The sequence below is a fragment of the Desulfovibrio sp. genome, assembly GCF_014803725.1.
GTDB lineage: Bacteria > Desulfobacterota > Desulfovibrionia > Desulfovibrionales > Desulfovibrionaceae > Desulfovibrio.
The window spans coordinates 1-18356 of sequence record NZ_JAAVBE010000003.1 but is presented as its reverse complement, the minus strand read 5'-3'; the positions used below and the strand labels follow the sequence as shown (position 1 = coordinate 18356).

Annotated in this window: 17 protein-coding genes; 5 read left to right on the top strand and 12 right to left on the bottom strand. The window is 67.9% G+C overall.

Going from position 1 to position 18356, the window contains the following annotated elements:
• Nucleotides 1–126: 126 nt before the first annotated feature.
• From HDR50_RS00405 to HDR50_RS00355, 11 genes are all read right to left on the bottom strand, one after another.
• A complete protein-coding gene (locus tag HDR50_RS00405; RefSeq protein WP_291354975.1) occupies nucleotides 127–2586 on the bottom strand; it encodes a PBP1A family penicillin-binding protein in 2460 nt (819 codons plus the stop codon).
• A gap of 174 nt (nucleotides 2587–2760) precedes the next feature.
• Nucleotides 2761–3309, bottom strand: coding sequence for a hypothetical protein (locus tag HDR50_RS00400; protein WP_291354973.1), 549 nt, complete (start codon nucleotides 3307–3309; stop codon nucleotides 2761–2763).
• A 77-nt stretch (nucleotides 3310–3386) separates the two neighbouring features.
• Nucleotides 3387–4742: a histidine-type phosphatase gene (locus tag HDR50_RS00395; RefSeq protein ID WP_291354971.1), complete on the bottom strand. Its 1356-nt coding sequence runs from the start codon at nucleotides 4740–4742 to the stop codon at nucleotides 3387–3389.
• 38 nt (nucleotides 4743–4780) lie between these two features.
• A complete protein-coding gene (locus HDR50_RS00390) occupies nucleotides 4781–5821 on the bottom strand; it encodes an HD domain-containing phosphohydrolase (RefSeq protein ID WP_291354969.1) in 1041 nt (346 codons plus the stop codon).
• A gap of 3 nt (nucleotides 5822–5824) precedes the next feature.
• On the bottom strand, nucleotides 5825–7240 hold the full coding sequence (gene pyk / locus HDR50_RS00385) for a pyruvate kinase (protein ID WP_291354968.1): 1416 nt from the start codon (nucleotides 7238–7240) through the stop codon (nucleotides 5825–5827).
• 166 nt (nucleotides 7241–7406) lie between these two features.
• A complete protein-coding gene (gene nspC / locus HDR50_RS00380) occupies nucleotides 7407–8672 on the bottom strand; it encodes a carboxynorspermidine decarboxylase (RefSeq protein WP_291354967.1) in 1266 nt (421 codons plus the stop codon).
• Between the two features lie 3 nt (nucleotides 8673–8675).
• The gene (locus HDR50_RS00375) at nucleotides 8676–9884 is read right to left on the bottom strand and encodes a saccharopine dehydrogenase family protein (RefSeq protein WP_291354965.1); all 1209 of its coding nucleotides are present in this window, start codon (nucleotides 9882–9884) and stop codon (nucleotides 8676–8678) included.
• Between the two features lie 18 nt (nucleotides 9885–9902).
• Nucleotides 9903–11270 (bottom strand): histone deacetylase, encoded by a 1368-nt coding sequence (locus HDR50_RS00370; protein ID WP_291354964.1) that lies wholly within the window; start codon nucleotides 11268–11270, stop codon nucleotides 9903–9905.
• Nucleotides 11263–11592, bottom strand: coding sequence for a hypothetical protein (locus HDR50_RS00365; RefSeq protein ID WP_291354963.1), 330 nt, complete (start codon nucleotides 11590–11592; stop codon nucleotides 11263–11265). The genes HDR50_RS00370 and HDR50_RS00365 overlap by 8 nt, the downstream gene beginning before the upstream one ends.
• A 12-nt stretch (nucleotides 11593–11604) precedes the next feature.
• Nucleotides 11605–12258: a dTMP kinase gene (gene tmk / locus HDR50_RS00360; RefSeq protein ID WP_291354961.1), complete on the bottom strand. Its 654-nt coding sequence runs from the start codon at nucleotides 12256–12258 to the stop codon at nucleotides 11605–11607.
• Entirely contained in the window at nucleotides 12234–13271 is a 1038-nt protein-coding gene (locus HDR50_RS00355; protein WP_291354959.1) for an HD domain-containing protein, read from the bottom strand. Before HDR50_RS00355 ends, tmk begins: the two co-directional genes overlap by 25 nt.
• 72 nt (nucleotides 13272–13343) lie before the next feature.
• Here HDR50_RS00355 and surE point away from each other — a divergent pair, with 72 nt between their 5' ends.
• From surE to proB, 5 genes are all read left to right on the top strand, one after another.
• Nucleotides 13344–14108, top strand: coding sequence for a 5'/3'-nucleotidase SurE (gene surE / locus HDR50_RS00350; RefSeq protein ID WP_291354957.1), 765 nt, complete (start codon nucleotides 13344–13346; stop codon nucleotides 14106–14108).
• 73 nt (nucleotides 14109–14181) lie between these two features.
• Nucleotides 14182–14490 (top strand): 50S ribosomal protein L21, encoded by a 309-nt coding sequence (gene rplU, locus HDR50_RS00345; RefSeq protein ID WP_291354955.1) that lies wholly within the window; start codon nucleotides 14182–14184, stop codon nucleotides 14488–14490.
• Nucleotides 14491–14556: 66 nt separating this feature from the next.
• Nucleotides 14557–14826, top strand: coding sequence for a 50S ribosomal protein L27 (rpmA, locus tag HDR50_RS00340; protein ID WP_165079438.1), 270 nt, complete (start codon nucleotides 14557–14559; stop codon nucleotides 14824–14826).
• 153 nt (nucleotides 14827–14979) lie between these two features.
• Nucleotides 14980–16131: a GTPase ObgE gene (gene obgE / locus HDR50_RS00335; protein WP_291354953.1), complete on the top strand. Its 1152-nt coding sequence runs from the start codon at nucleotides 14980–14982 to the stop codon at nucleotides 16129–16131.
• Nucleotides 16124–17341, top strand: coding sequence for a glutamate 5-kinase (proB, locus tag HDR50_RS00330; RefSeq protein WP_291354951.1), 1218 nt, complete (start codon nucleotides 16124–16126; stop codon nucleotides 17339–17341). The genes obgE and proB overlap by 8 nt, the downstream gene beginning before the upstream one ends.
• Before the next feature lie 37 nt (nucleotides 17342–17378).
• Here the strand turns inward: proB and HDR50_RS00325 are convergent, their stop codons facing one another.
• Nucleotides 17379–18080 carry a DVU0298 family protein gene (locus HDR50_RS00325; protein WP_291354949.1) on the bottom strand — a complete coding sequence of 234 codons (702 nt, stop codon included), beginning with the start codon at nucleotides 18078–18080 and terminating at the stop codon, nucleotides 17379–17381.
• Nucleotides 18081–18356: the final 276 nt, after the last annotated feature.

Genomic DNA, 18356 nt, shown 5'->3' with positions numbered 1-18356 from the left:
CCTAAAAATCTTATTTTTTAGGATTCTTCCGGCACCAGCACCCGTCTTCCGCTTCGCTCCAGACGGGATTAAGGAAGGCCGCGCTGCAATACTTGCCAATCTCTTTGAAAGGCCTGAGCGAAAAACCTAGAACATCTGGCGCATGAGGTCTTCGCCGCCCTCGGAGGTGTCTTCGCCGGGGCCCGTCTCAAGTCCGTCCGTGGCGGAAACGCCCTCCATGGGCTGGTCCGCGCGGTAGGCCATGTTGCCGGACATGACGATGCCCTCGGGCATGGTGAAGTCCTTCGGCTCGTAGAGCTCCTCCGCCACGGTGCGGTAATAGCGGAAGATGGGCGCGGCCGTCCTGCCGCCCTGCTCGAGGCGGCCCAGGGGCTGCAACTGGTCATAGCCCACATAGACGCCCGTGACGAGATAGGGCGTGAAGCCCACGAACCAGGCGTCGTGCTCCTCGTTGGTGGTGCCGGTCTTGCCGGCGATGAAGCGGCCGTCGATCTTGGCGCGCGAGCCGGTGCCCGCATTGACCACGTTCTTGAGCAGGGTGGCCATCATGTAGGCGTTCTGTGGGGAGAGTGCCTGCCAGTGTTCCGGGTCCTGCCGGTAGAGCTCGCGGCCCTTGGCGTCGGTGATGGAGGTGATGATGCGCGGGCGCACGCCCTGGCCCTGGTTGGCGAAGGCCGCATAGGCCTGTGTCAGGTTGAGCGGCGAGACGGCCACGGCGCCGAGGCTCACGGACAGCTCCTGCGGAAAATGCGGCTCGAGGCCCATGGCCTTGGCCCGCTGGATAACATTGGCGATGCCCACCTGCTGCGCCACGCGCACGGTGCAGGTATTGCGCGACAGGGCCAGCGCCTGCCAGAGCGGCAGCTCGCCCTTGTAATTGTGCTCGTAGTTGGAAGGGCGCCAGACCTCGTTGGTGTAGGGGTTCACATACACGAAGGGCGCGTCCAGCACGATGGAGGACGGCGTGAAGCCGAAATCCAGCGCCGTGGAGTAGACCACGGGCTTGAAGCTCGAGCCCGGCTGGCGGCGCGCCTGGGTGGCGCGGTTGAAATGGCTGTCCCCGAAGCTGTAGCCGCCGATGAGCGCCACCACGTCGCCGCTTTCCGGCTCCAGCGAGGCGAGCGCCCCCTGCACGAGGGGCTCCTGCTGGAGGCGCAGGACGATGGGGCTTGCCTTGCTGACCCGCGCCGGGTCATAGGGCACCTGGTTTTTGGTGGCGCCCTTGGCCGGCTGCTTGCCCTTGGCGGCAGGGGCGGCCGCCCCCTCCGGCGCGGGCATGGGCGCCGCCGAGACCCAGATGAGGTCGCCCGGCGCGAGCACCTGCCGCGCATCCTTTATGGACGGCGCGTTGGCCGCGGCGACCTTCGGGTTGGGCTTGCGCGCCCAGGACATGTTCGCCACCGGGATGACGCCGCTGTAGCCCGTGCCGAGCGCCACCATGGCCCTGCCCGGCTCCACCGCCGTCACCAGCGCGCGCGCCCAGGCGCCGCCGGCGAGATCCTGCGGGGTGAAGGACGAATCCTTGCCGAAGGATTGCACCTTGTCCGGCTCCATCTGGATGGCGCCGCGCCAGCCCTGGCGCTTGTCCAGCTCCTCAAGGCCGCGCCGGAGGGCATTGCCCGCCGCGTCCTGCTGTGCGGGCACCATGGCCGTGCGCACGGTGAGCCCGGCCTCGTAGACATAGTCCTCGCCGGACTTGGTCGTCTCCACGCCGAGGGCCTTGAGGTTGCTCTCGGTGAAAAACTCGATGAGCAGGCGCCGCGCCTCTTCCAGATACCAGAGGGCCGGGCCGCCCATGCCGTCGGGCATGCTCCAGTACACCAGCGGCTCGGCCACGGCCTGGGCGTATTCCTCGGAGGTAATCCACGCGAGGTCGCGCAGGCGCCCGAGCACATACATCTGCCGGTCCTTGGCGGCCTTGGGGGAGCGGAAGGGATTGTAGCGCGAGGGCGCCTTGGGCAGCCCCGCGATGACCGCGCTCTCGGCGAGGGTGATGTCGGCCGCGTGCTTGCCGAAATAGGTGCGCGCCGCGGCCTCCACGCCGTAGGCGTGTTCGCCGAGATAGATCTGGTTCAGGTAGATGGTGAGGATCTCTTCCTTGGAGAGGTCTTTCTCGATGCGGTAGGCGAGGATGGCCTCCTTCATCTTGCGCGTGTAGCTGCGCTCGGAGGTGAGCAAAAGCTGCTTGATGAGCTGCTGGGTGATGGTGCTGCCGCCCTCGCCCGTGTGCCCCTTGCGGAAATTGTTGATCGCCGCGCGGAGGATGGCCACCGGGTCCACGCCCATGTGGTGATAGAAGGAATCGTCCTCGGCGGCGAGAAAGGCCATGGGAAGAAAGCGCGACATGTCCTTGAGGCTGATGACATAGCGCTTTTCATGGCAGAGCGTGCCCAGTGTCTCGCCGTTGCGCGCAAGCACGGTCGTCGCCTGGGGGGGATCGTAATCCGCTATGCGCGTGATGCTGGGCAGGTCACGCGAGGCCCAGTAGAAGAGCGCGGCCACGGCGCCGGCGCCGAGCAGGCCGCAGAAGACCACGAGGCCGAATGACCAGAGCAGGAATTTCTTCCAGGAGAAGCGGAATCGCATGCCGTGAAATAGCGTGTTTTTCCGGCCGCGTAAAGGGGCGCCCAGGCTCTGGAGGTTGCGGGGATGCCACGAATGCGCGCGGGCCGTCAACAGGCGGTATGCCCGCGGACGGCCCGCGCGAAGCAGACGAAGCGGCGCGGAAGAGCGCCGGGATTCAGGAAGCGTTGGGCGTTGCTATTGCGCCGGCTCCCAGAGAAGCTGGTCGAGATTGCCGTTGAAGACGGCCTTGCCATAGACGGCGCGGGCGCCGTCCGCAAGGGTGGTCATCACATGCACGGCCAGGTCGCGCGGCATATAGCCCTTGTTCACATAGGTCCGGGCAAGCCCCGCGCACACGGCCACCGCGAAGTCCCTGGCCTTGTCCGCGCCGATGGCGCCGGGAAAGTCGAGATTGACATCGGCCGTCTTGGTGGCGATTTGCAGATCCATCTTCGGAGCGGTGAGCCCGAGCGCCGCGGCCTGCTCCTGCACGATGGCCGTGAACGGCGCGCCAAGATTCTGCAGGGCGGCCTTGTTTTCGCGCTCCTCGGCACCGCGGAAGGTCAGGCCGATGGCGATGAGGATGACGGCGGCGACGATGATCACCGCCCACTGCCAGGGGCTCGTCCTGGTGGGGACCTCTTCAAGCTCGTCGGCCGGAATGTTCCAGGTGCCGCCCTTCGGGCTCTTCTTGGCGGTTTCGGGCGTGGGCGTTGCGGAGTTGGGGCTTTGGTCGGTTGGCATATGGTTCTCCTTTCCGGGCTTCCGGGGGCGCGTGGCGTGCGCGGGGGCCGGAACATGGGTGTAGATGGGAAAGCGGCCTATTTCGCCACCTCGCGGGCGAAATCCAGCGGGGGCACCTGGGGGGGCGCCAGGGGGGCGCCGGCCGTGGCCTCGGCGATGCGGCCGCGGAATTCCTCAAGGGAGAAGCGCGCCTCGCCCACGATGGGCGGCGCCGTCACACTGGCGCGTAGGGGCGCATGCTCGCGCAGGCCCGCGGGGCTGAGCGGGCCCGCCGCGGGGAAGGGCGTATGCAGCGCGGCCATGGGCTGGGCGAAAAAGGTCACACGCACTTCGCGGGCGCCGTTTTTCTCCCACAGTTCCAGCATGAGCGCGGACGCCGGCGGGATGCCGTTCACAGGATAGCCCTCGAGGTGCCAGTCGACGCCAAGCAGCGCGCCCAGGTTGGCGATATTGGTGTCATGCCCCACAAAGACGGCCAGCGCGGCCTTGTTGCAGCGCTCGTCATAGTGGGTGCCGAGAAGGGCCGCGCCCATCTCCACCAGCAGGGAGGAGCCGCGGGCCCAGGCCACCAGCGGCGCCCGGTTGACCACATCGAAAACCCTGGCGTGGACGGGCAGCACCTGGCGCAGGGTGGGCGCCGTGACCTGGCCCCAGCCGGCCGCCACACCGGGCCATTCGCCATATTCGAGCAGGAAGATCTCGGCGAGGCTCGAGGCGATGGCGAGGCTGCCGGTGAGGTTCACGCTGCGCCCGTCGGGGGCCACGCTCACGGCATTGGGGATGTCGGAAAGGGCGCAGTCCTGCGGAAGATTGAAGCGGGAGCAGAGGTCGGGCGCCACAGGGGCGGAGAGCCGCCCCACGAGGGCGAGCGGCGTGGCGAGGTCGTCCTGGAGCTGACCCAGGCCGCCATTGGTCATGCTCAGGATGTCGGTGGCGGCGCCGATGGGGTCAAAGGTGTAAAGCCCCGCCTTGACGGGATGGAAGAGCGGGTCCACATGGTCGGACGTGACAGCGAAGCCGAGCCGGCAGTCCGGCGCGAGCGCGTCCAGCAGCGCGCGGGCCGTGGCGCGGGTGCGTTCGTCCGTATCGGCACGCACATAGACATCCGCCGGGCGCTGGCACAGGTTGGCCGGCAGGAGGCCCTCCTTGCGAAAGTCCGCCCCAAGGTTGCCCCACATGGCCGTGACGAGCTCGCCGCCGCGCGGGGTGAGCTCGCCGCGTTTGACCGGCCACACCGGCCACACGCGCTGGCTCCACGACTCAAGGGTCTTGTGCTTCTGTGTGGGAGCGCGCACGCCGTGGCGCGAGAGCACCACGGCCTTCACCAGGCGGCCGCCGTCGTCGGCTGCAGCCTGTGACGCGGCATACGGCGCAAGCGGCAGCATGAGCGCCAGGCAGGCCAGGAATACGAGCGTGAGGAGCAGGGAGCGCATGGGACCTCCGTGGGGGTGGTTTATCCGGCGCGGGGGCTTCAGTCCTTCTGTTCCACAAAGGCGTCCATGTCCACCGGGGTGCCAAAGGTATTCCTGGCATAGCCGGCCAGCAGGGTACGCGCCATGCTGGTGTCATACCGCTGGTCTTCTGCGAGCTCGCGCGCCGCGTCCATGGGTTCCTTGGCGGGCGCGTAGCTGCGTTCAGTGATCATGGCCGAGAACGAGTCCGCCACGGCGGCGAGGGCCGCGCCGGGCGGGACCTGGCCGGCCTTGATGCGCTGCGGATAGCCGGAGCCGTCCATGCGCTCATGATGCTCGAAGCAGATGTGGAGCAGGGCGTCGTACGCCATCTCCATCTTCTGCATGATCTTCACGCCGAGCAGGGAGTGCTGCCAGACCTTTTCGCGCTCTTCGGGCTTGAGCGCGCCCTTCTTGTCCAGCAGGAAGGGGGGCACCTTGCTCATGCCAATGTCATGCACGAGCAGGGCCAGCGCCATGCGGTCGAGATCCTTGCGGTCGTGGTCGCCCGGGTTCTGGAGCCAGAGCCACAGCCCCACGATCATGCTGTTCACCGCGTGCTTCGCCGGGTCATGCCGGCGGAACAGGCGGCGCATGAAGGCATTGATGCGCTTGGGGTCCTGCGCGAGGTATTCCGTCACCACATGCACGTCGCGGTAGAGCGGGTCGAAAAGCGCCTTCACGGGCTGCGCGTAGAACTCCGCATAGCGCAGGTAGAGCGCGTGCACGCAGATATTGGCAATCTCGGCTTCCTTCAGGTTGTGGTCCTGAAGGACGAGGTCGAGCTGGCGCACGATGTGCCGCGAATAGATGGGGTGGTCCGAGCGGGAGACGAACACATTGCCCTCGGCGCAGAGCTGCGCGAGCTCGTCCACCTGCTCGTTGGTGAGGCGCGTCCCCTTGCGCGAATAGGGCGCAAGCACGGCAATATCCTCGCGGAACACGAAGAGATCCACCGGCGGCCGATACTTGGGGAAGCTCCCCAGGATCTCCGGGCTGATCTGGTAGTACTCTTCGTTGATGTTCGCGGGAACGGCGCCGGAGGCTTTCTTTTCTGCCATGCCCTACTTCCAGTAGATCTTGACCAGGTTGGTGCCGCGCGGCGTGGCCGAGTCCTTGATCTGGCCGGCGGTGATGACCGCGCAGTCGTTGACCTTGAAGTCTTTGCTGTTATTGATGAATTCTTCCGCGCGCTCAAGGTGTGTCTGGCCGATGTGGTCCTTGTCCACAAAGACGGGCGTCACGCCCCAGGCGAAGTTGAGCGCCTTGATGGTGGATGGGTCAGGCGTGAGCGCGTAGATGGCCTGCGGGGGGCGCCGGGCGGAAACCTGCCGCGCCGAGCCGCCGGAAACGCTGTGCGACACGATGGCCTTGGCGTCCGCCTTGTCGGCGAGCAGGCACGCGGAATAGGCGAGGAATTCCGGGATGCCCTTGTCGCTCTCCGGCTCTTCCAGCTTGCGGTGGTCGAGCAGCAGCTTTTCGGCCTCGGTGGTGATCATGCGCATGAACTGCACGGTCTCCACCGGGAAATTGCCCATGGCGGTCTCTTCGCTCATCATCACGCAGTCGGCGCCGTCGAGCACGGCATTGGCCACGTCCGTGGTCTCGGCGCGGGTGGGGACGGGGTTGTTGACCATGGAGAGCAGCATCTGCGTGGCCACGATGACCGGCTTGGAGGCCTGGTTGCAGGCGCTGATGATGCGCTTCTGCAGGGCCGGCAAAAGCGGCAGCGGGCACTCCACGCCGAGGTCGCCGCGGGCCACCATCACGATATCCGTCTCGGCGAGGATGGCGTCGAGGTTGTCCACCGCGCTCTGGCGCTCCAGCTTGACCACCACAGGCACGCGCCGGCCGGACTTGGCGATGAGCTCCTTGGCCTCGCGCACGTCGTCGGCGGTCTGCACATAGGAGATGGCGACCGCGTCCACGCCGAGGGCCAGGCCGTCCTCGAGGTCCTTCTTGTCCTTTTCGGTGAGGGCGCGCACCTTGGTGGCCTTGCCGGGCAGCGCGAGGCCCTTGCGCGAGGTCACGATGCCGTCGTTGCCGGCCACGAGCAGCACGAGGCCGTCGTCGCGGCGTTCCTTCACCACGAACTGGAGGCCGCCGTCGGCGAGCACCATGCGGTCGCCGGGCTCGAGGCTCTCGAGGATGACCTCATGGTCAAAGGGCAGATAGGCGAGCTCTTCCACGCGCTTGTCGCTCGGGCCGAGCAAAAGCTTCATGCCCTTGGTGACCTGGATGGATTTTTCCGGCACCACGCCGAGGCGGATCTTGGGGCCGGAAAGGTCCTGCATGATGGTGATGGGGCGGTGGAGTTCGGCCTCCACCTCACGGATATAGTTGATGATCTTGACGAAATCCGAGGCGCTGCCGTGCGAGAAATTGAGGCGGAAGACGCTGACGCCCGCCCCGGCGAGGGCCTTGAGCTTTTCCTTGGTGTTGGAGGCGGGCCCGATGGTGGCGACGATCTTGGTTCTCATGGTATTCTCCTCCGGCTTCACGGCATGGGTGCGGCAGTGGTTTCCGGTGTGCACACGGTTGAAAGAGGTGCAAAATCATCCGAATTTTTCCCGCTGATGTCAAGGCGCGGGGCAGCGTTGGAGCGTGGGAGCAGGTGGGATGAGCCCCGGCCAGGCCGCGGTCGCTTCAGGAGAGGCGACCGCGGAAGTCCTCGTAGCCGAAGCGGCGCAGGATGCGGAAGCGCCCGCCCGCGGGAGCCAGCGGGTCGGCCTCCGCGCAGCGGCAAATGCCGATGGAGGGGAGCCTCAGGCCGTTGAAGGTGGTGGTCTTCACCATGCTGTAAATGGCCATGTCCGCGAAAACGAGGCGATCCCCCACGGCAAGCGGCGCGGCAAAGGCGTATTCGCCGATGACATCCCCCGCGAGGCAGGACTTGCCCGCGAGCCGGCAGGTCCACGCGTCGGCCCCGGCTTCGGCCGCCCTGCGGGGGGCGCCGTGGGCGGCGCGATAATACACCCCCGGCCGGTAGGGCATTTCGAGCACATCCGGCATGTGGCAGGCCGCGGAAACGTCCAGCACGGCCACGGGCATGTCGGCTTCGACCACGTCGAGCACCGTGGCCGTGAGCCAGCCCGCATCGAGGGCCACGGCCTCGCCGGGCTCGAGATAGATCTGCGCGCCGTAGCGATCGCGCCAGCGCCCGATGAGCCGGCAGAGCAGGGCGCGGTCGTACCCGGGCTTGGTGATGTGGTGGCCGCCGCCGAAATTGAGCCAGCGTCCTTCCTGAGGGAGCGCGGTTATCCAGGGCGCGAACTTTTCCTCCACGGCATCCAGGGTGCGCTCGAGCGCGTCCGCCCCCTGCTCGCAGAGCGTGTGGAAGTGGAGCCCGGAAATGCCCTCGAGCTCACCCGGCGTGGCCCCGGCCGCAAGCTGCGCCGGGCGGATGCCCAGGCGCGAGCCCGGGGCACAGGGGTCGTAAATGGGAACCGCGCCTTCGGAATGCTCAGGGTTCAGGCGCAGGCCGAAGCTCACCTCCCGGCTTTTCCCGGAAGCTCGCGCCGCCTCGGCCAAAGGCCGGAAGCGCCGCCACTGCGCAAGCGAATTGAACACGATATGGTCGCAGAGCGTGAGCAGCTCCCGGAATTCCTCCTCGCTCCAGGCGGCCGCAAAGGCGTGCACCTCGCCGCCGAAGTCCTCGCGGCCAAGGCGCGCCTCGTCCACCGAGCTCGCGCATACGCCCCACAAGGGGCCGGAGCCTGCGCGCGAGAGCAGGGGAAAGGTCGCCCAGGCCGCAAAGCCCTTGAGCGCCAGCAGGATCTTCGCGCCTGTGGCCTTTTGCACGCTGTCGAGGATGGCGGCGTTTTCGGCAAGCCGGCACTCGTCGAGCACGAAGCAGGGCGAGGGCGCGGGCGAATCCGGCGCCAGCAAAAGGTCGAGGCAGTCCCCGCGCATCGGTCAGTCCGCGGGAACTTCCACGCAGTTCCAGGGCAGCCCGAAGCGGTTGAGGTCGGCCATGAAGGGGTCGGGGTCGAATTCCTCCATGTTCCACACGCCCGGCCTGCGCCACAGCCCTTCGGCGATGAGCTTGGTCCCGATCATGGCCGGCACGCCGGTGGTGTACGAAATGGCCTGCGAGCCCACTTCGCGGTAGCAGGCCCCATGGTCGCAGATATTGTAGACATAGACCGCGCGCGGCCTGCCGTTTTTCACGCCGCGGAGCACGTCGCCGATGCAGGTGCGGCCGGTGGTCAGCGGCCCCAGGGAGGCCGGGTCGGGCAAAAGCGCCGCCAGGAACTGGATGGGCACGATGTCCTGCCCGTGGAAGCGCACCGGGTCGATGCGGGTCATGCCCACATTGCCGAGCACTTCGAGGTGGTTGAGGTAGCTCTCCGAAAAGGTCATCCAGAAGCGCGCCCGCCGGATGCCGCGCAGGTGTCGCACCAGCGATTCAAGCTCCTCATGGTACATGAGGTAGCACTTCTTCTTGCCGATGCCGTCCGGGAAGTCATAGTCCATGGACCAGGAGAGCGGGTCGGTCTCCACCCATTCCCCGTGCTCCCAGTAGCGGCCGCGCGCCGTGACCTCGCGGATGTTGATCTCGGGGTTGAAATTGGTGGCAAAGGCCTGCCCGTGGCTGCCGGCATTGCAGTCGATGATGTCGAGCACATGCACTTCGTCGAGCTCGTGCTTGAGCGCCCAGGCGGCGAACACATTGGTCACGCCGGGGTCGAAGCCCGAGCCGAGCAGGGCGGTGAGGCCCGCCTCGCGGAAGCGGTCGCGATAGGCCCATTGCCACTTGTACTCGAAGCGCGCGGTGTCCGGCGGCTCGTAATTGGCGGTGTCGAGGTAGTGCGCCCCGCATTCCAGGCAGGCGTCCATGATGTGCAGGTCCTGATACGGGAGCGCGATATTGCATACGATGGCCGGCTTCACCTCGCGCATGAGCGCGCAGAGGGCCGGCACGTCGTCGGCATCCACCTGCGCGGTGGCCATGTCCACGCCAAGGCGTTCGCGCACGCTGGCGGCCACGGCTTCGCAGCGGGAGAGGGTGCGGCTTGCGAGCGTGATCTTGCCGAAAACGCCGGTCTCGCGCTTGGCCTGCGCGCATTTGTGGGCCACGACGCTGCCCACGCCGCCCGCGCCGATGATGAGGATGTCCGTCATGTATGCCTCGCTGGTTCGCTAGTTGTTGAGGATGTGCCCGGGAGCCTGCTCCCCCGCCGTGTCCGCCGCGTCGCCGTCCAGAAGGCGCACATGGGCGTAGCGGCCGCTCTTGCGCGCCTCTTCGGCCAGGCGCGTGCCCTCGGCCCGGCAGGCCGGGCAGGCGTGGCGCGGCACGAGCAGGCAGAGGGAGCGCGGCACGCGCTCCGATTCCGTCTCGATGCGCCCGAGGCCCGAGCAGTCGCCGCACAGGCGCCAGCTTTCGTTCTGGCGCTCGCTCAGCATGTCGGTGTCATAAAAGATGCGCCGGGGCCGCGTCCACCAGCCATGGTCTTCCCTGCCCTCGGCGGGTCGCGCCGGCGGCCGGAAATAGCGGTCAAGCACGTCCTCGCAGAGGCGCGCGATATATTCGGCCACCTGCGGCCTCTGGCGGATGGCGCCCGGCGTCCAGCCCGGCTCCCGTATCTCGGCCGCCGCCGGGATGCCGGCCAGCGCGAGGCAGATGCCGAGGTTCACGTAAGGCAGCGCCCCGCGGATGGCGTAGCCGCCTTCGAGCACCGCGATGTCCGGGTTCAGGGCCGTTGTCAGCGCCGCATAGCCCTGGGCGGAAAGGCGCATGTTGGCGAGCGGGTCGGTGAAATGGTTGTCCTGTCCGGCGGAATTGATGATGATGTCCGGCCGGAAATCCTCCAGCATGGGGAGGACGGCGTTGCGCACGGCGTAGAGATAGCCCTCGTCCGAGGTCTCGGGCGGGAGGGGGATGTTGATGGTGCGCCCGCGCGCGCCCGGGCCGCCGTCCTCGCCGAGGAAGCCCGTGCCCGGGTAGAGGGTGCGGCCGTCCTGGTGCAGCGAGATGAAGAGGGTGTGCGGGTCGTTCCAGAAGATATCCTGGCTGCCGTCGCCGTGGTGCACGTCGGTGTCCACGATGGCCACGCGCAGGGGCCGGCCCTCCGGGTGCGGGTAATGGTCGCGGATATACTCCACCATGACGGCTTCATTATTGATGTTGCAGAAGCCGCGGTTGCCGTGGACCACGCGCATGGCATGGTGCCCGGGGGGCCGCACCAGGGCGAAGGCCCGGTCGGTCCTGTGCTCCATGACGAGGCGCGCCGCCGTGATGGCGCCCCCGGCCGCGGCGAGGTGCGATTCCGTGCTCACGGCCCCGGCCGAGGGCAGGCAGAAGTGCGCGCGCTCGAGCTGTGCGTGGCTCGCAAAGACCGGCCTGTGCTCGCTGATGCCCGGGATGTCGAAAAGGCCCTCTTCCTGGAGCTGGTCGCGCGTGTAGAGCAGCCGCTCCTCCCGCTCGGGGTGCGTGGGGGAGATGGCCCAGTCGAACGCGGGGAAGAAGACCACGCCGAGCGTGCGGCTGGCCGAGAGCGGCTCAATCATCGGGCTCTTCCATGTTCTCGAACACGTCCACGCCGTAGCGGGCATTGGCCGTGAGCTCGCCGAAAAAGCCCATGCCGAGCGCAAAGGTGAGATTGTCCGGCGCGATGGCGGCGAGCAGCGGGCCCCCCGCGTCCTCCAGCCGGAAGACGCCGCCGGGGGCGTTCTCGCGCCGGAGCACCGCGCACTGGATGAGGGCCGGGTCGCCCATGCGTTGCACCACGGCGAGCGGCGAGGGCAGCGCCGTGCCCGGCGCGAGCGGCGTGAAGCGCAGGCGGCCGCCATCAGCTTCGAGGGTATAGAGTTCGGGAGGTGTCTTGTCCATGGGAGCTCCTTCTCAGGCAATGCCGGTGCCGCGGTGGTGCAGCCGCTCCTCCAGCGCGGAAAGGCACTGGAGCAGCACGTCCTCGGGCGCCTGCGTGGCGTCGATGACGGCGATGCGCTCGGGCTCGGAGGCGGCCAGGGCGAGGTAGCCCGCGCGTACGCGCTCGTGAAAGTCCAGGCTTTCGGAGTCGAAGCGCCCTTCCGAGAGCACGGTGCCCTCGGCGCGGTTGCGCTCGCCCGCGCGCTCCAGCCCTTCGGCCACGCTGAGGTCGAGGAGCAGGGTGAGGTCGGGGGCGAGCCCCCCGGTGGCCTGGGCATTGATGCGGCGCAGCCGCTCCACATCATGACCGCGGCCATAGCCCTGGTAGGCGAGGGTGGAATCCGAAAAGCGGTCACAGAGCACGGTCTGACCGGCCTCCAGCGCGGGCCGGATGATCTCGGCCACATGCTGGGCGCGGTCGGCGAGGAAGAGATGCAGCTCCGCCCGGCTGGAGAGGCCGCGCGTGCGCGCGTCCAGCAGGATGGGGCGCAGGCTTCGGCCGAGGGTGCTGCCCCCCGGCTCGCGCGTGAGCACCGGGTCGTGCCCGCGCTCCTGTAAATAGGCGGCCAGCAGGCGCAGGGCCGTGGACTTGCCCGAGCCTTCTATGCCTTCAAAAGTGACAAACATTCTTCCCTCCTGGCGTTTTTGCGCCCCTTGGGAGCGGGCGGCCGGCCCTCGGGCGTGCGCGGCGGCCGGTACATGGGCCGCCCCAGGGTGGCCTGCCACGGCGTCCAGCCAGGGCCATCGCCGTCCAGCGCCGCGAAGAGCCCGCGGCACTGGGCGAGCTTGGCGTCGAGATTGTCCGCATAATGGAGGGCCAGGGCCTCCGGGGTGTGCGGCTGGCGCACGGCGCCGAATTCCAGCTCGCCGTGGTGGCTCAGGATGAGGTGCCGCAAGTGCTCCTGAAGGCCGGGTTCGAGGCCGGAGCGGGCGAGGAAGGGCGCCAGCATCTCCACGCCGAGCATGAGGTGCCCGAGGAGGCGCCCCTCGGTGGTGTAGTCGTTGGAAAAACCGCCCGAAAATTCGCGGATCTTGCCAAAATCGTGGAACAGCGCCCCGGCCAGCAGGGCCTGGCGGTCGAGCTCGGGGTATTGGTCGGCCATGCGGCGGCAGGCCTTGAACACGCCGAGCGTGTGCTCCAGAAGGCCGCCGGCATAGGCGTGGTGGACGCTCTTGGCCGCGGGCGAGAGGCGGAAAAGCGGCGCGAGCTCCGCATCTTCCAGCACCGCGAAAACGAGCTTGCGCCAGGGCTTGTGCGTGAACTCCTCGCGGCAGAGCGCCATGAGCTCGTCGAACATGGCGTCCAGCGGATAGGGGCTCGAGGGCAAAAAGGCCGTCTGGTCCACGCGGGCGGCTTCGGCTGGGTCGAGCGGGCGGAATTTTTCCACGGCGAGCTGCACGGCAGATCGGAAGAGCGAGGCCCGCCCCTCCACCTCGGCGAGGGTGCCCGGCGCGATCTCGCTGAATTCGCCGCTGAGCGGGCTCCAGATCTTGGCCTCGATACTGCCGCTCGCGTCGGCCAGCACGAGGCGCCAGTAGGGGCCGTTGCGCGACTGCGCGAGGCTCGCCTCGGCCACGGCGAAGATGCCGGAGGCCTCGGCGTTGGGCACAATGTCTTTGACGAAATCGCCTTTTTCCATATAGATAATCTCCGCCCGACCGCGCGTGGGGCGTCTTTGCCCGAGATTCCCTTCTTTCCGAGGTATTGTCAAATGCACGTTCTCCTGACCAATGACGACGGCATCCTGGCGCCGGGCCTGCGCGCCCTTTACGCCGCCCTCACGGAGGCCGGCCATACGGTCACGGCCGTGGCGCCCCTGCGCCAGCAGTCCGGCGTGGGCCACTCGCTCACCGTGTTCGAGCCCTTGCGCACGCGCATGATAGAGGAGCCGGGCTTTTCCGGCATCGGCGTCCACGGCACGCCCACGGATTGCGTCAAGCTCGGCCTGGGCGCGCTCTCGCCACGCCGGCCCGACCTCGTCATGGCGGGCATCAATCTCGGCCCCAACGTGGGGCCGGACATCTTCTATTCCGGCACCGTGGGCGCCGCGGCCGAGGGCGCGCACGACGGCGTGCCCAGCATGGCCATCTCCCACGCCGACCACTCGGGGCGGCAGGATCTTTCGGCCCATGCGCGCCACGCGGTCGCCCTCGCCGAGCGCATCGACTGGAACAAAATTCCCGCGCGGCGCGTCCTCAATCTCAACTATCCCGCGGGCGGGCTCCCTGAAGGGGAGGTCCGCGTCTGCCCGCAGTCGGACGCCGTGTGGCGCAATATTTATGATCGCCGTGAAGACCCGCGCGGCGAGCCGTACTGGTGGCTCACCGGCGACGTGCCCGAGGAGACCGTGCGCCAGGGCACGGACAAGGCGCTGCTCGCCGATGGCCATGTCACGCTGACGCCGCTGCGCTTTGAATATACGGACGACGCGGCCCTCGAAGCGCTGGCGGCCCTCGTGCCCGGCCCGCGGAGCTGACGCGGCCCGGGCGGGCGCTTGACATTTTCCGCCGCTTGGGGCAAGTATGCCTTTCTCTTTTTGGAGGTTTGAGATGTACGCGATTGTCGAAACCGGCGGAAAGCAGTACCAGGTCGAGGAAGGCACCCGCATCCTGGTGGAAAAGCTCGCCGTGGAACCGGGCGCCGAGGTCGTTCTGGACAAGGTCCTGCTCATTGGCGGCGACGACTGCAAGGTGGGCACGCCCTACCTTGAGGGCGCCACCGTCAAGGCCGAAGTCGTGGCCCAGGGCCGCGGCCCCAAGGTGCTGGTGTTCAAGCGCCGCCGCCGCAAGGATTCCAAGTCCCTGCACGGCCACCGGCAGGATCACACCGCCCTTCGCATCAAAAGCATCAACAGCTAGGCCGGGCTGCCGGCGCGCCTGCCGCCGAGGCGGGCGCCGTGCCGGTGAAGCGGCCGAGGAGGCATCATGGCTCACAAGAAAGCGGGCGGTTCGTCACGCAACGGCCGCGACAGTCCGGGGCAGCGCCGGGGCATCAAGCGCTATGGCGGGCAGCCTGTGCTTGCCGGCAACATCATCGTTCGTCAGCTGGGCACAGTCGTCTATCCGGGCCTCAATGTGGGCATGGGGCGCGACTATACGCTGTTCGCCAAGGTGGACGGCGTGGTGCGCTTTGAAAAGTTCACGCGCAAGCGCCGCGTCCACACGCGGGTGCATGTGGACGAAGCCGCGGCCTAGCTGCTCGAAAAGCCGTACGGCAGATACCGGGTTTTCGGGGAAGGCGCCGCCATGGGCGGGCCTTCCCTTTTCGCGTGTTTGCGGGCATAGTGGGGCCACATTCGGGGCTTGCCTGCGGCATGGTGCCGCGGGCGCCCCTCTGCGAGGCATGCCATGCGTTTTGTGGATGAAGCCAGAATCCTCGTCAAGGCGGGCAAGGGCGGCCGGGGCTGCATGTCCTTTCGGCGCGAGAAATTCGTGCCCAAGGGCGGCCCGGACGGCGGCGACGGCGGCAACGGCGGTTCGGTCTATCTCCGGGCGGACAGCCGCCTCCTCTCCCTCTACGATTTCCGGCTCAAGCGCGTCTATGAGGCGCAGAACGGCCAGCCCGGGCGCGGCGGCCAGTGCGACGGCAAGAAGGGCGCGGATCTCGTGCTCGGGCTGCCCGTGGGCACGCTCGTCTTCGCCGAGAGCGTGCGCCGGGGCGACGCGCCCGAAGTCGAGGCGGACGAAGCCATCGCCGAGGACGGCGGCGAACGCCTCCTCGCTGACCTGAGCGAACCCGAAAGCCTCGTGCTCGTGGCGCGCGGCGGCCGCGGCGGCAAGGGCAACGAGCATTTCAAGTCGGCCACCATGCGCGCGCCGCGCTTCGCCCAGCCCGGCGAGCCCGGCGAGGAAGTGACCCTACGTCTCGAGCTCAAGATTTTGGCGGATGTGGGCCTCATCGGGCTCCCCAATGCCGGCAAGTCCACCTTCATTTCCCGGGTCTCGGCCGCGCGCCCGAAAATCGCGGATTACCCCTTCACCACCATCACGCCCAACCTCGGCGTGATGATTGACGAGGTCGACCCGGAAAAGCGCATGATCATCGCCGACATCCCGGGCCTCATCGAGGGCGCGCACGCGGGCCTCGGCCTCGGCCACCGCTTTCTCAGGCATGTGGAGCGCACGCGTTTCCTCGTGCACATGCTGAGCATCGAGGACGTGGACGACGCGGACCCCTGGGCCGGTTTCGAGCTCGTCAATGAGGAACTGCGCCGTTTTGACCCGGAGCTCGCCGAGCGCCGGCAGATCGAGGTCATCAACAAGATCGACCTCGTCTCCGAGGAGCGCCTTCAGGCCCTCATGGCCCGGGCGGCCAAGGACGAGCGCCGCATCTACTTCATCTCCGCCAAGGAGCGTATCGGCCTCGAGCCGCTGGTGGAAGAGCTCTGGCGCCTCAAGGACGAGCTCGGCCGCCACGAGCCGCTGGTGCATTTCCACACCGAGCCGCCGGTCGAGGACGAGGAATTCCCCGAGATCGAGGTCGAGTACACCAATGAATGACGAGGCCTCGGCCGGCGCGGACGCGGACTGGGCCCGGGAGCGGCGCCGCCTGCTCGCCCGGGCGCACTGCATCGTCATCAAGGTGGGGAGCGCCGTCCTCACGGACGCGGACGGGCTGGCCCTTGAAGTGCTGGATTCCCTCGCCGCTCAGATGGCGGTGTTGCGGGCGCCAGGCGCGGGTGATGCCGGCGGGCGCCGTATCGTCCTCGTCTCCTCGGGCGCCGTGGCGGCCGGCCGCGCGGCTCTTGCAAGCCAGGGCATCGACGCCCGGGGCCGCGACCTCGCCGTGCGCCAGGCGGCAGCCGCCGTGGGGCAGGGCCTGCTCATGCGCGCCTGGGACAGGGCCTTCCGCCCGCACGGTGTCGCCACCGCGCAGGTGCTGCTCACGCGGGACGATTTGCGCTCCCGCAGCCGCTTCCTCAATGCCCGCAATACCTTCGCCGAGCTTTTGCGCTGGGGCGTGCTGCCCATTGTCAATGAAAATGACACCGTCTCGGTCGCCGAGCTCAAGTTCGGCGACAATGACTGCCTTGCCAGCCTGCTTGTGAACCTCGTGGGCGCGGATCTGTTCATCAACCTTACGTCGGCGCGGGGCGTGTGCGCGCGCGACCCGCAGGCCGACCCCGGGGCGCCGGTGCTGGCCCGCATCGAGGATGTGGCGCGGCTCGACCTGGGGCGCCTCTGCGGCGCCAAGACGGCCGTGGGCACCGGCGGCATGCGCTCCAAGCTCATGGCCGCGCGCCGGGCCGCACAGCTCGGCGTGCCCACGCTCATCCTGCGCGGGCGCGAGCAGGACGCCCTGACGCGGGCCTTCGGCCTCGTTGATGAAGAAGGCGCGGAAGCCCCGGCGGGCACCTGGGTAGACCCCGCGCGCCACGCCATTCCGCGGCGCAAGTTCTGGCTGGCCTACCAGTCCGACCCGGCGGGCAGCGTGACGGTGGATGCGGGCGCGGCCGCGGCCCTCATGCGCGAGGGCGGCAGCCTGCTGCCCGGGGGCGTGTGCGAGGTTTCTGGCAGCTTCCAGAAGGGGGCGCTCGTGCGCGTGGAGCATGCGGGCCAGCCGCTCGGCGTGGGCCTCACCAATTACAGCGCGGCCGACCTGCGCAAGATCATGGGCCTCAAGCGGCACGAAGTGGCGGCTATCCTCGGCGACGCGCACTACCCGGACGTGATCCACCGCGACAACCTTCTGCTGGACGCCGCTGTCTGACGTGGTGCGGGCTCTGTCCCGCCTTCGGGGCGTCCGGTCAGGGCTTCCGGGCTTCGTCCCGCGCAAGCGCCGCCCGCGCGAGCTCGTCCACGCGCTCAGAAAAGAGGCGCCCGGCCTCATAGATCTCGCACATGTCCGCATCGCCCGATTCCGCAAGGCGCCGCAGGGCAGGGGCGTCCATCATGTCCTGTGGCAGCTTTGAAAGCGCCCAGGCCGCCATGCCCCGGCAGATGCTGTCCACATCGGCAAGACCCTTGCGCAGCCAGGGCCGCGCGCCGGCGCACATTTCGGGCCGCGCCTCGGCAAGTCGCCCCACGGCCCAGTAGCAGGAGCGGCGGAGGATGTCATTGTCGCAATAATTGTCGGCGTGTCCCAGGTCCATGATATAGGAAATGAGGATGCGATGGTACGTCTCGGCCAAGGTCTCGCTGGCGGCCAGGCACTCCGCGAAGGCGTCGGGGATGCCCCAGCCGATATTGCCCGAATCCTCGTTCATGTGCCACATGAAGCGCCGGATGACATTCCGCGCCGTTTCGGGCTCGGTGCGCGCAAGCTCGGCCACCGTGGCGCCCAGGGCCACGGCCGCCCGGTGCATGGTGAGCGGTCCGAGCAAAAGGAAGGAGAAGAGCGGCCCCACGCTGGTCATGCCGCCCGCGGCTATCTCCTCAAGGTGCTCCTGCCAGTCCGGCTCCTGGAGGATGCGTTTGAGCTGCTGCTTGGAGCTGCGCATTTTGGGCATGGCGGCCTCCTGTGCTGTTTCCTGAAGGATAGTCCTTTTTCGGCCGGCTGCAAGCCGAAGCCCCACCGGGCGTTGCGCAGGCCCGCAAACCCGCGCCAGCCACAGATTTGCGGGGGGTTGAAAAAAGTTTGAAAAATTCCCTTGACAGGGTGGGTGTGCAAACCTATTTTAGCACTCCGCGCCGAGAAACGGGGCAGGCGAAAAAAGTTTTCGCGAGGCCTCTTGACAAGGGCGGGAATCGGACGCATATAACGCGTCGCGCCGCTGAAAGGCGGC

What these genes read in the sequence shown, in the direction of transcription:
- obgE (WP_291354953.1), top strand. Translation starts at nt 14,980, where the DNA reads ATGCGTTTTGTGGATGAAGCCAGAATCCTCGTCAAGGCGGGCAAGGGC.
- rpmA (WP_165079438.1), top strand. Translation starts at nt 14,557, where the DNA reads ATGGCTCACAAGAAAGCGGGCGGTTCGTCACGCAACGGCCGCGACAGT.
- HDR50_RS00370 (WP_291354964.1), bottom strand. Translation starts at nt 11,270, where the DNA reads ATGATTGAGCCGCTCTCGGCCAGCCGCACGCTCGGCGTGGTCTTCTTC.
- HDR50_RS00365 (WP_291354963.1), bottom strand. Translation starts at nt 11,592, where the DNA reads ATGGACAAGACACCTCCCGAACTCTATACCCTCGAAGCTGATGGCGGC.
- HDR50_RS00355 (WP_291354959.1), bottom strand. Translation starts at nt 13,271, where the DNA reads ATGGAAAAAGGCGATTTCGTCAAAGACATTGTGCCCAACGCCGAGGCC.
- HDR50_RS00400 (WP_291354973.1), bottom strand. Translation starts at nt 3,309, where the DNA reads ATGCCAACCGACCAAAGCCCCAACTCCGCAACGCCCACGCCCGAAACC.
- HDR50_RS00395 (WP_291354971.1), bottom strand. Translation starts at nt 4,742, where the DNA reads ATGCGCTCCCTGCTCCTCACGCTCGTATTCCTGGCCTGCCTGGCGCTC.
- surE (WP_291354957.1), top strand. Translation starts at nt 13,344, where the DNA reads ATGCACGTTCTCCTGACCAATGACGACGGCATCCTGGCGCCGGGCCTG.
- proB (WP_291354951.1), top strand. Translation starts at nt 16,124, where the DNA reads ATGAATGACGAGGCCTCGGCCGGCGCGGACGCGGACTGGGCCCGGGAG.
- tmk (WP_291354961.1), bottom strand. Translation starts at nt 12,258, where the DNA reads ATGTTTGTCACTTTTGAAGGCATAGAAGGCTCGGGCAAGTCCACGGCC.
- HDR50_RS00375 (WP_291354965.1), bottom strand. Translation starts at nt 9,884, where the DNA reads ATGACGGACATCCTCATCATCGGCGCGGGCGGCGTGGGCAGCGTCGTG.
- HDR50_RS00325 (WP_291354949.1), bottom strand. Translation starts at nt 18,080, where the DNA reads ATGCCCAAAATGCGCAGCTCCAAGCAGCAGCTCAAACGCATCCTCCAG.
- pyk (WP_291354968.1), bottom strand. Translation starts at nt 7,240, where the DNA reads ATGAGAACCAAGATCGTCGCCACCATCGGGCCCGCCTCCAACACCAAG.
- HDR50_RS00390 (WP_291354969.1), bottom strand. Translation starts at nt 5,821, where the DNA reads ATGGCAGAAAAGAAAGCCTCCGGCGCCGTTCCCGCGAACATCAACGAA.
- nspC (WP_291354967.1), bottom strand. Translation starts at nt 8,672, where the DNA reads ATGCGCGGGGACTGCCTCGACCTTTTGCTGGCGCCGGATTCGCCCGCG.
- rplU (WP_291354955.1), top strand. Translation starts at nt 14,182, where the DNA reads ATGTACGCGATTGTCGAAACCGGCGGAAAGCAGTACCAGGTCGAGGAA.
- HDR50_RS00405 (WP_291354975.1), bottom strand. Translation starts at nt 2,586, where the DNA reads ATGCGATTCCGCTTCTCCTGGAAGAAATTCCTGCTCTGGTCATTCGGC.